Below are 1,372 nucleotides of genomic sequence, written 5' to 3' on the forward strand. Positions count from 1 at the left end.
GCGTGTCCTTCGCCCTGATGGGACTCTATGGCTCAACATGGGGGACAGCTATGCCGCTGATTCCGGCCCGCAGCCGCCAGCTGGCACAAGAAACAAGCATGGACATACCGCACGCCATATACCACAGGGATTCAAAAACAAAGACCTGATGGGCATACCGTGGCGGTTGGCCCTCGCTCTGCAGGAGGATGGCTGGTATCTGCGCAGCGATATTATCTGGCATAAAACCAATGCCATGCCGGAATCCGTACATGACCGGCCAACCAGGGCTCACGAATATCTTTTTCTTCTCACCAGGCGAGAAAAATATTACTATAACGCTTCTGCCATTGTTGAGCCTTGTACAGCCGCAAAAGGAAACGCACGCTCTTTTCGGGGCAGCGGTGCTTATACGACCGGTGCATCCTTCCATAACAGCACCACCAAAGAGCGGGAAACGCACGGGAATTCTGTGAACGAAAGCGGTGTCCGAAATAAACGTGACGTCTGGCCGGTAGCCGCAGCTCATTTTGACGGCGCACATTTTGCAAACTTCCCGCCGGAGCTGATCCGTCCCTGCATCCTGGCAGGTGCTCCGCCAGCTGGCGTTATTCTCGATCCCTTCATGGGCAGCGGCACGACCGCCTTGACAGCTTTGGAAGAAGGTCGGCGCTTTATCGGCATTGAGCTGAACCCGGAGTATGTGAAACTCTCAGCTGCTCGTATCAACAACGCCCTGCAACAAGGTATTCAAACCAAACTGGAAATATAAAAAGCGGACACGTGTCCGCTTTACCCCTGCCTTGCAAAGCAGATTTTTCCCACCTAAAATAAAAAGAATGTCATTTTTAGGAGGAACAATATGGAAAAACCTACGCTTGAAGTATGGACACACAAATGGCTGCACATCCGCGCACAGTCAAAATGTAAGCCCAGGACTCTTGAAAACTATCTGGATGCCATCCAACGACTTTTCCGCTGTATCCCGGAATGGAAGGAAAAGGATATGAACGCTATCACCAACCTGGAAATCCAGGCAGCTTTCAACGACATGGGAAAAACCTACGCACAAAGCACGTTGAATCACATGCGTGTGGTTCTGCGCGGAACATACACGATGGCCTTACAAAATCAGGCTGTAGAGCTCAACCCGGTATCCAATATTTCCATTCCACGATACGCTTCCAAAAAGCAGATACGCGACTTATCCTCCAGGGAGCAAAAACTTGTCGAGCAGGCCACCGCAGAAGATCCGCTTGGGGATATTATCCTGTTTTTCCTGCAAACCGGCTTGCGGGCCGGAGAGCTTATGGCTCTGAAATGGGAAGATTATTTTGAAATCGGCAGCATCAGCACCATCCGTATCCGCAACAGTAAAACAAAGGCCGGAGAT

2 protein-coding genes are annotated in these 1,372 nt (G+C 51.0%); both read left to right on the top strand.

Annotated elements, in window-relative coordinates; translation table 11 throughout:
* Positions 1-751 (top strand): DNA-methyltransferase (locus tag B5F35_RS18150; protein WP_140401299.1); only part of this gene is annotated, 751 nt, incomplete at its 5' end.
* 90 nt (positions 752-841) lie between these two features.
* Positions 842-1,372: tyrosine-type recombinase/integrase (locus tag B5F35_RS18155; RefSeq protein ID WP_140401300.1), on the top strand; the 531-nt coding region annotated here is incomplete at its 3' end.

Origin of the sequence: Anaeromassilibacillus sp. An200 (genome assembly GCF_002160025.1) — a bacterium.
GTDB lineage: Bacteria > Bacillota > Clostridia > Oscillospirales > Acutalibacteraceae > Caccousia > Caccousia stercoris.